General features: G+C 61.7%; 11 protein-coding genes and 2 pseudogenes. 10 read left to right on the top strand and 3 right to left on the bottom strand.

All coding sequences use genetic code 11. The features are described 5' to 3' along the window. Positions 1–9: 9 nt before the first annotated feature. The 3 genes from IEV87_RS21690 to IEV87_RS21680 form a co-directional block, all read right to left on the bottom strand. The gene (locus IEV87_RS21690; protein ID WP_229737777.1) at positions 10–561 is read right to left on the bottom strand and encodes a TetR/AcrR family transcriptional regulator; all 552 of its coding nucleotides are present in this window, start codon (positions 559–561) and stop codon (positions 10–12) included. Positions 562–628: 67 nt separating this feature from the next. After that, positions 629–1222 carry a TetR/AcrR family transcriptional regulator gene (locus tag IEV87_RS21685; RefSeq protein ID WP_229737776.1) on the bottom strand — a complete coding sequence of 198 codons (594 nt, stop codon included), beginning with the start codon at positions 1220–1222 and terminating at the stop codon, positions 629–631. Positions 1223–1474: 252 nt separating this feature from the next. Further along, positions 1475–1828 carry a winged helix-turn-helix transcriptional regulator gene (locus IEV87_RS21680; protein ID WP_229737775.1) on the bottom strand — a complete coding sequence of 118 codons (354 nt, stop codon included), beginning with the start codon at positions 1826–1828 and terminating at the stop codon, positions 1475–1477. 133 nt (positions 1829–1961) lie between these two features. Between IEV87_RS21680 and IEV87_RS21675 the strand changes: the two genes are divergently transcribed. The 10 genes and pseudogenes from IEV87_RS21675 (at position 1962) to IEV87_RS21630 (ending at position 12307) form a co-directional block, all read left to right on the top strand. Next, the gene (locus IEV87_RS21675) at positions 1962–2369 is read left to right on the top strand and encodes a DoxX family protein (RefSeq protein WP_043753122.1); all 408 of its coding nucleotides are present in this window, start codon (positions 1962–1964) and stop codon (positions 2367–2369) included. 66 nt (positions 2370–2435) lie between these two features. Next, positions 2436–3251 (top strand): DODA-type extradiol aromatic ring-opening family dioxygenase, encoded by an 816-nt coding sequence (locus IEV87_RS21670; protein ID WP_043753124.1) that lies wholly within the window; start codon positions 2436–2438, stop codon positions 3249–3251. Positions 3252–3259: 8 nt separating this feature from the next. Then, a complete protein-coding gene (locus IEV87_RS21665) occupies positions 3260–3757 on the top strand; it encodes a luciferase domain-containing protein (protein ID WP_043753126.1) in 498 nt (165 codons plus the stop codon). A gap of 42 nt (positions 3758–3799) precedes the next feature. Continuing rightward, positions 3800–4702 (top strand): SDR family oxidoreductase, encoded by a 903-nt coding sequence (locus tag IEV87_RS21660; protein ID WP_043753128.1) that lies wholly within the window; start codon positions 3800–3802, stop codon positions 4700–4702. After that, entirely contained in the window at positions 4702–5349 is a 648-nt protein-coding gene (locus IEV87_RS21655; RefSeq protein WP_048534191.1) for a glutathione S-transferase family protein, read from the top strand. Before IEV87_RS21660 ends, IEV87_RS21655 begins: the two co-directional genes overlap by 1 nt. Positions 5350–5582: 233 nt before the next feature. Continuing rightward, positions 5583–6794: an IS256 family transposase gene (locus IEV87_RS21650; protein WP_043753130.1), complete on the top strand. Its 1212-nt coding sequence runs from the start codon at positions 5583–5585 to the stop codon at positions 6792–6794. Between the two features lie 54 nt (positions 6795–6848). Next, positions 6849–7361: pseudogene (locus IEV87_RS21645) on the top strand (IS3 family transposase); the annotation flags it as partial. Positions 7362–7406: 45 nt separating this feature from the next. Beyond that, positions 7407–10040: pseudogene (locus IEV87_RS21640) on the top strand (strawberry notch family protein); the annotation flags it as partial. Then, entirely contained in the window at positions 10037–11083 is a 1047-nt protein-coding gene (locus tag IEV87_RS21635; RefSeq protein ID WP_188479820.1) for a DUF7146 domain-containing protein, read from the top strand. The pseudogene IEV87_RS21640 and the gene IEV87_RS21635, both read left to right, overlap by 4 nt. Before the next feature lie 312 nt (positions 11084–11395). Continuing rightward, a complete protein-coding gene (locus IEV87_RS21630) occupies positions 11396–12307 on the top strand; it encodes a DUF2493 domain-containing protein (protein ID WP_043753134.1) in 912 nt (303 codons plus the stop codon). The last annotated feature ends 179 nt before the right edge of the window (positions 12308–12486 follow it).

Genomic DNA, 12486 nt, shown 5'->3' with positions numbered 1-12486 from the left:
TATCTGGTTCTATTCGAGCTCATCGATCATGTCCTTGAATCTGTCGATGGTGGCGTCTTGCTGATCGGCATCACCATCCGCGAGGCGAAGGAGCCTCTGGAAACGAAGACCCTGGATCGCCAAAAAGAGAACCATCGCCGCAGTGTCGTCCTGCGCGTCCGAACGGATGCGCTCGACATCACGGGACAGTTCTTTTCTCAGCGGGTCCAGAAGATTCGGATCCGACGCCGAAACCGCGAGAATAGCCATCGAAAGGTCATCATCGGTGCTTCCGGCTTGCAGAACTGTCTCGAGATGACCGCGCAGGGTGCGGGAACTGTGCCCTTCCGGGACCGACGCCAGACGTTCGCGGTGCTCCGCGAGCATTTCGTCGAGCAGCCCGGCCAGAAGCGCTTTCTTGGTGGGGAAGTTGTACAACACCCCACCCTTGCTGAGGCCGGATTCCCGAGCGACGGCGTCGATCGTGATCTTTCCCGCGCCTTCTCGCAGCGCAATCGCCCGCGCAGCGCCGAGAATCTTCGGCGAGGCGTTCTTCGGTTGCTTTTCCACTTGTGCAGTCACCCTGTACCGTCCGGTCGGTTAAGTCATTGGGCGAGCTAATGCGCTGCCCCGTATTTGGCAAGCGAGCTCAATCTGAAAATTTGTCTCTGTGGCCGCTACCGTAAAGTCGCAGGAATGCAGCGACCGCTTCGCGCGCATGTTGCTCGCGGTGGACAGCTCGTTTCACTGCGAGAAGGCGCGGCATAAGTAGCCCCGAAACGCAAAGGTGTATGAAGTGATCGGACGCGCGCCGGTCGTCATCGACATCGAGCGCGCCTTCGCGCGTAAGGCGCTCCAGAATCCTACCGACGAGTTCGCGAGCAGGTTTCGGGCCTGCGCGAAAATAAACCTCACCCACTTCGGGCAGTGCCTCGGAGGCGCCAACGCACGTTCGCAGGAGACGGATGTAGGTGTCGTCCAAGGTGAGGTCGACCATGCGAAGGGCGAGTTCTTCCAACTGGGCGCGCGGCTCCAAAGACGCGATCAAGGGCCGGAGGATTTCGTCCGCAAGCCGACCGCATTCGGATTCAACCACGCTCAGGAACAGTTGCTCCTTGGTCGGGTAATACGAATACATGGTTGCCTTCGACACTTTTCCTTCAGCGGCAATCGCATCGACCGTGGCTCCTTCGTAACCGCATCGGAAGAAAACCTCGCGCGCACCAATCATGACGTCGGCCATTTTTCTCACGGGCATCTCGTTCTCTCTATCCCAGGCAGGACTAGGCGGTTACAAGCTTTACTGTACCGTCTAGTGAGTATAGTAGATAGAAGTTGATTTAGCAGCAAAGCGTAAAGCTGTGCGGATCTACCCCACCAAGCGCCGCTTGGCGGCTTTTTCTAGCGCCGTTTTCAATTCGTCATGAGCTTCGGGTCTGATTCTGCCTGAGTTGTTCTCGGGCGCGGGATTATCCCGCGAACAGGAGGGGTACCGTCATTCTGCCGCGCTTGCGGTCCCGACAAAGGCACCCTCGGCCTCCCAGCGGCGTGCGATCGAGCCAAGCTTGTCCAGCACGCCGCGCAGTTCCGCGCCGCGCTCAGTCAGCCCGTAGGTGACAGCGGGTGGGATGGTCATGGCCTGCTCGCGCCATACAACGCCAGCATGTTCCAGCATTCTCAGCCTCTCGGTCAGGACCCGGGTGGAAATGCCGGGCACCAAACGCTTGAGCGCGCCGAAACGCTGCGGTCCCTGCTCGGACAGAACCCAGAGTATATAGATCGTCCAAGGGCCTGTGATGACACGCAGAAGCGCCTCCATCGGGCATGAGGGGGGCTGGACGCTCTTCATCGTGGATTATCCTCGCGGTTAAAGTAATCTAGTTACTTTTAAGTGCCTACTTTCACGAGCGATGCAAGACACCTAAAGGTACTTAGAGCGGAAACTGCGGCTGAACAAGCCCTTGCAAACAGGGAGTGCGGTGATGAGTGACAACGTGGCAAAGTATGTCTACTGGATCGCGACCGGCCTTGTGGCGCTGGTCTATCTGGGTGCGGCGACTTTCTACATCTCATCCCACGATATGGTCGCGGGCATGTATCGCGAGGTGTTGAGCTATCCCACATACATCATCTGGCCGCTCGCGATTTTGAAGATTGTCGGCGCGGTGGTGATTCTTTGGCGCCCTTCGGCGATGCTGGCGGACTGGGCTTACGCGGCGATGTTCTGGCATCTGGTGTTGGCGTTCGGGGCGCATGTGGGCGCGGGCGATCCAGGCTGGCCACCGGCTCTTGCGACCTGGGTGCTCCTGATCGCCTCGTGGATGACAGCCAATCGCGTGCGTGCGGTAAAGTCGGCATATGCGCCGACGTTTCCGACAGAGACGAATTAATCCGATGCGGAGTTGCCACGGCGCTGGCCATCCACCCTCGGGCTTGGGGTTCAAAAGGACGACAGAATGACCGAAAGGCAGCCGACAGTGTTTGTTCCCCATGGAGGCGGCCCTTGCTTCTTCATGGACTGGAACCCGCCTGACACCTGGGACAGGCACCGCAGATTCCTTGAGGCTTTGCCTGCGAGCCTGCCGGCAAAGCCAAAGGCGCTTCTCGTGATCTCAGGCCATTGGGAGGAACGGGTGTTTACCGTGCAGACCAACTCCGCGCCGCCGCTGCTGTTCGACTATCAGGGGTTTCCCCCCCATACTTATCAGCTGACCTGGCCCGCGCTAGGCGATCCTACGCTGGCGGCCCGTGCAAGCGAGCTATTGAATGGCGCGGGTTTTGAAACCCGGGCCGACGCCACGCGTGGCTTCGATCATGGGGTGTTTGTTCCGCTAAAGGTGGCTTTGCCTGAGGCCGACTTACCTACCGTCCAACTGAGCCTGCGCGATGATCTCGACGCTGAGGCGCATCTTGCTGCTGGTCGCGCGTTGGCGCCCTTGCGAGACGAAGGTGTTCTGATCATCGGGTCCGGCAACACCTATCACAACATGGGCAAGATGATGCGGGCGATGAGGGGCGGACCCGATGGCCCGGTGAACGGCGGCGACTTTGACCGATGGCTCACGGGTGCGGTGACCCATGAAGACCCCGGGGCGCGCCGCGCCATGCTGGCTGCTTGGGATCGGGCACCCGGCGCACGCGACGCCAATCCGCGCGAGGAACATCTAATTCCATTGCACGTCGTGGCCGGCGCCGCGCTTGCGGATCGGGGGGAAAAGACCCTCGAGGATCACGTATTGGGCGCGGTCGAAAGCGCGTTCAGATTTGGATAGGACCAGATATGTGCTTCGAACTTCCTTTGCGGCAGGGTCCGCGCCCCGAAGCCACCGAGTGCGCCCCGCATGAGCAAGTGTCGCAGAACTCCTCGGCCGAGATTCACGCATTGTTCAAGCAGAAGGCCTTCGCCCTGCCCTTCGTCGAGCGTTGCCGATCGGGTATTTCGGTCCCCGGCGCCGAGGCATTAGTCCTGCCGCGGCCGCATGCCTGCGGCCCGCGCGAAGCCTTCATGATCGGACGCGAATTTGCGCATGTGCATCCCGCCTATGACGGTTCGTCGCACATGATGCTGCCGCTGCCGGCGATTGAGGAACTCATCGCGAAGGGATGGGGCGAACAGCACCCGATGGCCTCGGCCGGATACATCCCGGCCAATGCGATCATGGCCTTTGCTCCACGCGATGAGGCAGAGGTCGATGTGATGATCAAAATCCTGACCACAAGCTGGGGTTTCGCGCGCGGCAAGCTGGCGAATCCCGCCCCCACCCAAATCCACGATTGATCGCAAGCGCGCTTGCAGAAATATCAAGATAAGAGAGATACCATGTCCAACATCCAGAACGGCCCCTTCATCGTGACCGGCGCGTCCGGACAACTTGGCCGGCAGGTGGTCGACCTGCTGGTTCAGGCAGGTGCCGGGCCGGTCATCGCGATCTCGCGCACTCCCGACAAGCTTGCCGATCTGGCGGGAAAAAGAGTCGAGGCGCGCGAGGGCGATTTCAACGACCCGGCTTCTCTTGAAGCAGCCTTCGCGGGCGGCAAGCGTCTCCTCATCATCTCCACCGACGATCTGGAGCCGGGCAAGCGGCTCGCAGCTCATTCCAATGCGATTGCTGCGGCCAAGACGGTAGGTATCGACCACATCGTCTATACCTCCTTCGCAGGCCCAGTCGCGGAAAGTCCAATCGGATTCGCTCAAGACCACGAAGGGACCGAGAAGCTGATCACGGAAAGTGGGGCGGATCATTCGATCCTGCGCAACAATATGTACACCGACTTTCTGTTGATGGGCGGCCAGCAGAGCGTCGCCATGGGCACGCATTTCTCCGCCGCAGCAGATGGCAAGACCGGATATGTGACACGCGCGGATTGCGCCCGTGCCGCAGCCGCGGCGCTAATGAAAGCTACGGGAAGGAAGACCCTCGATATCACCGGGCCGGAGACGGTCAGCCAGGCCGAGGTCGCGGCGATCTTGTCCGAAATTGCGGGTAAGGAAATCCCCTATGTCGCCCTGCCCGCCGAGGATCTGGTGCAGGCGATGATCGCAAATGGACTGCCGGAGTTCATGGCGAGGGTCTTTGCCTCCTTCGACGAAGCAATCGCGCAGGGCTATCTCGATGTGGCCAGCGGCGATCTCGAATCGCTCACCGGCAAGCCCGGACAGTCGGTGGCCGATTTCCTGGCCGCTAACCGCGCGGCGCTTCTTCAGGCGCCGCAGGAACAATAATGCTGGAAAATGTCATGAGGCTTTACAACGCGAACTTCTCACCGAATGCGCTGCGTGTACGGGCGGTGGCGCACGAACTGGGCGTGGAACTCGAAATCGTCGAGGTCGACATCCGTGCCGGGGACAACCGCGCGGCGGAATTTCTTGCCCGCAATTCAAATGCAAAGGTGCCTGTTTTGGAGGACGGGAATTTCGTGCTCTGGGAGTCCCGGGCGATCTGTGCCTATCTGGCCGGGATCCGGCCCGAGGCAGGGCTCTATCCTGATGGCCTCAAGACGCGGGCCCTCGTCGATCAGTGGGCCTGGTGGCAAGCCATCCACCTTGGCCCGGCGATGCAGAAGTTGTCCTTTGAGCTGTTCCTCAAAGAGAAATTCGGCATGGGCGATCCTGATCCTACTGTGGTCGAAGTGGAACGGAAAGCCACCGATCAGTTCCTTGCCGTTCTGGAAACCGGACTCGACGATAAGGATTGGATTGCAGGCGCACTCAGCCTTGCCGACTTCTATCTGGCGACCACATTCATGTATCGCGACCAAGCGGGGATTTCGCTGGACGAATTCCCCAGAATCGCGGGCTGGATCGGCCGGCTTGAAGCGCGTGACAGCTGGCAGAAGGCCGTAGCACCGCTTCTTGCGCTCTTCGCCTGACATCGCGCTCGCCGCGATGATTGAACGATCTGCATCACGTCCGGCGATCGGCCCGCTATCAGATTTAGACATGAAGCAGTGTCCCAACGGTTGGTGTAATGCCCGCCGGTAGCGCGGGCTGAGCGGAGCCTTCGCGTAGCGAAGCGAGGCCCGCGTGGGTCGCTTGGCGGCCACGGTTGTTCTTCGGCTAAGGTTCGGTTTGCCGACCTGACCGATGACCGAGGAGATCAACCGTGACCAAAGACAGCCTATCAGAGACCGCAGCCTTGCGCGCGCTTTTGTCGGAGACGTCCGACACCCACCTGCTGGCCGAGATGCTCGGGTTTGTTGCCGACCGGCTCATGGCGCTGGATGTCGACCAGCTCTGCGGCGCCGGCGCGCACGAACGCAGCGACGACCGTGTGAACCGCCGGAACGGATACCGGTCCCGGGCCTGGGAGACGCGTGCAGGCCGGGTCGATGTGAAGATCCCGAAGCTGCGCAAGGGCCGCTATTTTCCCGAGTTCCTGGAGCCGCGCCGGGCGGCGGAGAAGGCGATGACGGCGGTCATTCAGGAGGCCTATGTCCAAGGCCTGTCGACCCGCTCGGTGGACGACCTCGTCAGGGCGATGGGCATGACCGGCGTGTCGAAAAGCCAGGTCTCGCGGCTCTGCGGCGAGATCGACGAACGGGTCGACGCGTTCCTGAACCGCCCGCTGGAAGGCGAATGGCCCTACCTGTGGCTCGACGCTACCTACATCAAGGTGCGCCGCGGCGGCCGGATCGTCAGTGTCGCGGCCATAGTGGCCGTGGCGGTCAACCTGGACGGCCGCCGCGAGGTCTTGGGCATCGCCGTCCAGCCCAGCGAGGCGGAGGTCTTTTGGGACGAGTTCCTGCGCTCTCTCGCGGATCGCGGCCTGCGCGGCAACCGTCTGATCATCGCCGACGATCACAAGGGCCTGAAGGCTGCAGCCGCCAAGGTGCTCGGCGCGACCGTCCAGCGCTGTCGCGTGCATTTCATGCGCAATGCGCTAGCCTGCGTCGGCAAGAAGGACCGCCCGATCGTCACCGCGGCGCTCCGGACCGCCTTCGACCAGGACACGCTCGCGGCCTCGAAAGACCACTGGACCAAGCTGATCGACGCGTTCGAACCACGCCATCCAAAGCTCGCCGAGTTGATGCGCCGTGCCGAAGAGGACGTCCTGGCCTACAAGGGCTTCCCCAAGGATCATTGGCCGAAAATCCATTCGACGAATCCGCTTGAGCGCTTGAATAAAGAGATCAAGCGCCGGACCAACGTCGTCGGAATCTTTCCGAACGAGGCCGCGGTGACGCGTCTGGTCGGAGCGCTGATGCTGGAGCAAAACGATGAGTGGGCGATCACGCGGCGCTACATGACACTGGAAACCGTCGCCGCCATTTGCGACACTGACCCCATGGACCCGGCGAAGATCGCCGCCCTGTAACTGCGGCCAAGCCAAGGCCGAAGAGCAAAGTTACACCATTTCCCGGGACACTATCAGCTCTGGGTGTCAGATTTCACCTATGTCTCAAGCTGGCAAGGGATGGTCTACGTCGCTTTCGTCATCGACGTCTTTGCCCGCAAGATTGTCGGCTGGCGCGTGGCGACTTCAATGACCACAGGCTTTGTTCTCGACGCCCTGAACCAGGCCATCTGCCAGCGGGCGCCGTCCGGGGCAGACAAGCTGATCCATCATTCGGATCGCGGATCGCAATACCTGTCGATCAAGTACACTGAGCGTCTGGCTGAGGCCGGCATCGACACGTCTGTCGGCAGCGTCGGGGATTCTTATGATAACGCCCTGACTGAAAGCATCATCGGCCTGTTCAAGACCGAGGTCATCAACTTCCTCGGCCCATGGAAGTCGGTCGGACAAGTCGAATGGGAAACGCTGAAGTGGGTCTCCTGGTACAACACCGAGCGCCTCCACAGCGCCATCGGATATGTCACGCCACAAGAAGCAGAGGAGGCATTCTTCGCAGACTTGAGCGCCACTGAGAAAGCGGCATAACTATTGAACCTCAAACTCTCCGGTAAACCCGGGGCGGTTCAGTCCGAAGGCATCCTCTTTGTCACTTACGCGACTCTGCGTTCCGCCGAACGCGAAGGGAAGGCGTCGCGGCTCGACCAGGTGACGTCCTGGCTGGGCGAAGGGTTCGACGGGGTTATCGCTTTCGACGAAAGCCACGCCATGGCGAATGCCGCCGGCGAAAAGTCCGATCGCGGCGACAAAAAGGCGTCGCAGCAAGGTCTTGCCGGCCTCGCGCTGCAAAATGCCGTGCCAGATGCCCGCGTCCTCTATGTCTCGGCCACCGGCGCCACTGTGGTCGGCAATCTCGCCTATGCCACCCGCCTCGGGCTTTGGGGCACCGGGGATTTCCCCTTCGTGGCGCGGGCCGAATTTGTCGCCGCGATGGAGGCCGGGGGTATTGCCGCAATGGAGATGATCTCGCGCGACCTGAAAGCGCTCGGGCTGTATCTGGCACGCTCGCTCTCCTATGCCGGGGTCGAATACGAGATGCTGGTGCATGAGCTGACCCCCGCCCAGGTCGCGATCTACGACAGTTACGCCGATGCCTATCAGATCATCCACACCAACCTCGAGGCGGCCCTTCATGCCTCGGGTATTTCCTCCGAGACTGGAACTTTGAACGCTCAGGCAAAATCCGCCGCCCGCTCGGCCTTTGAGAGCAACAAGCAGCGTTTCTTCAACCATCTCATCACCGCAATGAAATGCCCCTCGCTGATCCGCGCCATCGAGGCGGACCTGGCAGCGGGTCATTCGGCGGTGATTCAGGTGGTCTCGACCAGCGAGGCGGTCATGGAACGCCGCCTCGAGGAGATCCCGCCCTCGGATTGGGACGACCTGCAGGTCGATTTCACGCCGAGGGAGAACATCATGGACTACCTGATGCACAGCTTCCCGACGCAGTTCTTCGAGCCCTTCACCGACGAGAATGGCGATCTGCGTTCGCGCCCCGCTGTCGATGCGAGTGGCAACCCCATCATCTGCCGCGAGGCGGAGCGGCGGCGGGACGATCTGATCGAACATCTGGGCGCGCTCGCCCCGGTGCAGGGCGCGCTCGACCAGATCCTCTGGCATTTCGGCGGGGACGCGGTGGCCGAGGTCACGGGGCGCAAGCGGCGCATCGTGAAAACCCTTGAAGGGCGGCTCAAGGTCGAAAACCGCCCTGCCTCCTCCAACCTCGGAGAAACCCAAGCCTTCATGGATGATGCCAAGCGCATCCTGATCTTCTCCGATGCCGGTGGCACGGGGCGCAGCTACCATGCTGATCTCGGTGCTAAGAACCAACGCCTCCGTGTGCATTACCTGCTCGAGCCTGGTTGGAAAGCCGACAATGCGATCCAGGGGCTGGGGCGCACCAACCGCACCAATCAAGCGCAGCCGCCGCTCTTCCGCCCCGTCGCCACAAACGTGAAAGGTGAGAAGCGGTTTCTCTCCACCATCGCCCGCCGCCTCGACACGCTGGGTGCTATCACCAAGGGGCAACGCGAGACCGGCGGGCAGAACATGTTCCGTGCTGAGGACAACCTCGAAAGCCCCTATGCGCGGGCGGCGCTGCGGCAGTTTTTCTACAAGCTGCGCGCGGGCAAGATCGATGCCTGCTCCTATACGAAGTTTCAGGAGATGACCGGGCTGACGCTCGACGAGGCGGATGGCACGATGAAAGAAAATCTGCCGCCGATCCAGCAGTTCCTGAACCGTTGCCTGGCGCTCCGGATCGACATGCAGGACGCGATCTTCGAGGCCTTCGGCACCTTCCTTTCGGCCATCATCGAAGATGCGCGCCAGGCGGGCACGCTGGACGTCGGCCTCGAGACCCTGCGCGCCGAAAAGTTCGAGATCGTCGATCGCAAGGTGATCTTCGAGCATGAGGCGACGGGCGCGACGGCGACCGCGCTCACCGTCGAGCGCACCGATCGCAATGACCCGCTCACCCTGCCCCGGATCAAATCGATCTGCGCAAAAACGGACGGCGCGACGCTCTGCTGGAACAAGTCCTCCAAGCGCGCGGCGTTGATGGTCAATGCGCCGGCTTTCATGGACGAGGATGGTGTTCCGATCCTGCGGGTGAAACTGCTGCGGCCCATGGGAACCGAAATCCTCCCGCTCGGCGAATTTTCGACCTCGCATTGGGAGGAGATCGATGACGCGATGTTTGAGCATCTCTGGCAGGCCGAGGTCGACGCCGTTCCGGAGTTCACCACCTCGAAGATCACGCTGATCTGCGGGCTTCTTCTGCCGATCTGGGACCGGCTGCCTGCCGATAACATGCGCATCTATCGTCTGCAGACCGAGGACGGGGAACGCGCCATCGGCCGTCTGGTCAGCCAGGAGCAGCTTCTCAATGTCTATGCGCGCCTTGGGCTCGACTGCAAGATCGAGATGTCGCCGCAGGAGGTGCTCGCGGCCGTGATGGAGGCCAGGACGCCCCTGAACCTCCTCGGCGGCTACCAGCTGCGCAGGTCGCTCGTCATGGGGCAGCCGAGACTTGAACTCATTGGCGCCTCGGGCGCGGCCCTGTCCGGATTGAAAGCCATGGGCTGCTTCACCGAGGTGATCCAGTGGAAGACGCGGGTGTTCATTCCGGTGGACGGCATTGACGTGCTGGCGCGGGTGCTTGCCGAGCATCCAGTTGGCGCAAGCGCTGCGGATACCGCCGCATGAGTGCGCAGCGCAGCATCGCAGACCTCTCGGCCGATCTAGCGACCCGTGCCGAGAGTTTCTGCCGCCAGTATTTTCCAGAGGGGCGCAAGCGGGGGACCTATTGGCAGGTCGGCGACACCTCGGGCGCCAAAGGGCAAAGCCTCGCCATTAGGCTCCATTCGCAGGATGGGCGCAAGGCTGGCGCCTGGGTCGATTACGCGACGGGTGAATATGGCGATCTGATTGATCTGCTGCATGAACGGCTTGGGTCGGTCTCGCTCAAGGAAACGCTGAGGGAGGCCCGGTCCTTTCTCGGCGAGGCCCCCTGCCCTGCCGAGCCACGAGAGCCACGAAAATCTGAGCGCCCGGATGCAGATTCCAGCAATCGCAGCGCGCGGGCGCGCAAACTATTCGCGGCAGGCAAACCGGTGCTTGGCACATTGGCCGCCACCTATCTTCAGGGGCGCGGTATCACACGGCTTGGACCTGCCCTCCGTTATCACCCGCGGGTCTTCCTGCGGTGGGGCGAGGACGACGCCGATCCGCCGCAAAGGACTCCTGCCCTGCTGGCAAAGATCACCGACAATCGGGGCCAGATCACCGGCTGCGCGCGCACCTATCTCGACCCGTCCACGGGCGGCTTGGCCGCAATCGAGAGCCCAAAACGGATCCTCGGGCAACTGCATGGCCATGCCATCCGCTTCTGGTCCGGCAAGGCGCGCTCTGATCTCATCGTCGGCGAAGGTCTCGAGAACACCCTCTCAGTTGGCACCGCTTTCCCCGAGTTCGACCTCGCGTCCTGTCTCACCGCCACCCATCTCGGTCTCTTCATCCCGCCGCCGGGCATCCAGCGCATCTGGATCGCGCGGGACAATGACGAAGCGGGACGTAACGCATCAATGAGATTGCGTAACCAATTGGAATCTCTTGGAATTGACTGTGGTGATCTCGTGCCAAGCATGGGCGATTTCAACGACGATCTGCGGGCGTTTGGCAGGGATGCGCTGCGCCGGTCCCTGTTTGAGGCCATGAAAGCGCAAGGTCTGGAGATCGGGGACGGTTGAGTGCCAGCTTCCTCGCGTGATGATCGACGGGGCAAAGGTTCCGCGGTCTCGATCTGATCCCGTTTGGATAAGGGGAGCGATGGACCGGCGGGTCGGGGCTGAGTGCCCCTCGCCCGGGCAGCAATGCGCCCCGAACCAGAAAATTCCCCTGCCCCGCCGCGTGGCCGCGTCGGCTCATTCCTCGCGGGAACAATTTTCCGGCCCGGGTCACATTCTCCGCTGCGCTTCGATCCTGGCGGATGCGGCCCGGTCGCCGCCGGTCCTGATATCGCCCCATCCAAATCGGGTCAGATCAATCAGAGGAACCAGACAATGCCCCATCAGACAGACATCCAAGAAGAAACCGGCGTAACCTCCGCCATCCTCGACCACCTGGCACTTCACGGCGCAACGCCGAGGCCCGGCGAGACCGATCATCGCCCCCTGCCCCAGCCAGATGAGGTCGAACTCGCCATGGCGACCCTCTTTGACACCACCATCGGCCTCCTCACCGGCAGCCAGTTGGAAGACAATCTCGAAGAGATGCTCTGGTCCCTCACCTCGATCTTCCATCGCCGGCTGACCCATATCCAGAAGCTCCTCGACGACAACGAATTCGAGGTCCGGGAAAGCCTTGCGATCCAAGACGGCTCCGAGGTCGCCTCGGTCGAGCTCGAGCGCCTCCAGATGATCGGGTTGAAGCTCTGGGACCATCGCGACGCCTTCGAGCAGATGCGCGATCTCGCCGTGGACCATTTCTCGGCCGCCACGGGCTCGCCCTGGCTGCCCCGGACAGGATCCAAGGTCTCCCATCGTGGTCTCACCTCCGCCGTGGTGGATAGCCGGGCCTATCTCTCTGCCAAACGCCGCAAGGAGACCGAGGTGCACTGCCCCGAAGGCACGCGGATCGCCTTCTCAGGCGGGGACTATCACGCCTACGATCTGATCTGGTCCGTCCTCGATGCCACCTTTGCGAAATACCCCGACATGGTGCTTCTGCACGGCGGCACGCCCAAAGGCGCCGAAATGATCGCCGCCCGCTGGGCAGATACCCGAGGTGTCACCCAGGTGGTCTTCAAACCCGACTGGAAAAGCCACGGCAAGGCCGCCCCTTTCAAGCGCAACGACAAGATGCTCGAGACCATACCGCAGGGTCTGATTGCCACGCCCGGTTCGGGCATCACAGAGAACATCGTCGACAAGGCCCGCAAGCTCGGAATCCGCATCAAGAGGATCGGGGCTTAGGCCCCGGTTCGATCTCGGCTTGGATCAAGGAAGCAACCTTTGGCCCTGTTTTCGCGAATAGGCAGCAATGCGGGACTTTGCTTGAGCTACCCCCCGAAATTCGGACACTGACATAAGCTATGATTTGCAGTCTGCTGATCTTCGACGAGAAGGAGATCAGAGATGTCGAAACGGAAGCA

It is taken from the genome of Primorskyibacter flagellatus, assembly GCF_014638275.1.
Lineage (GTDB): Bacteria > Pseudomonadota > Alphaproteobacteria > Rhodobacterales > Rhodobacteraceae > Pseudooceanicola > Pseudooceanicola flagellatus_A.
The sequence above is the reverse complement of the archived record's forward strand: the minus strand, read 5'-3'. Positions and strand labels throughout refer to the sequence as shown.